The 319-nt window shown below is 45.5% G+C and carries 1 protein-coding gene; it reads right to left on the reverse strand.

Going from position 1 to position 319, the window contains the following annotated elements; genetic code table 11:
* On the reverse strand, positions 1-319 hold a 319-nt coding region (locus LI126_RS14640; protein WP_227165660.1), incomplete at both ends, for a hypothetical protein.

Here is a 319-nt window from a genome sequence, read left to right on the forward strand (position 1 = left end):
GCCAATAAGAGCATAACCGCACCCTAGCCAGCCAATCTGTGCCAATTTGATGTACCGAATACCAATCGAGGCCGTCAATGAGCCAATCGACACCCCAATATTCGTACAGATTGGATTCAATGATGATGCCAGATTCAGTGCCATGGGAAAATCCCGTTCAGCCGTATTCAAAAACATTACCTGCAGCATCGATCCTGGCATTCCCAACACAAAACAAAGCAGGCCAAGATTAAGTAAACCGCTCCAAGAATTCTTTACAGTCAATGTAAGCATCAGCAGCAAAACCAAAACCATGCCGCTGATCCAACCAATCTTTTGC

The sequence above is a fragment of the Mediterraneibacter sp. 210702-DFI.5.30 genome (assembly GCF_020560115.1).
GTDB classification, from domain to species: Bacteria; Bacillota; Clostridia; order Lachnospirales; family Lachnospiraceae; genus Mediterraneibacter; species Mediterraneibacter faecis.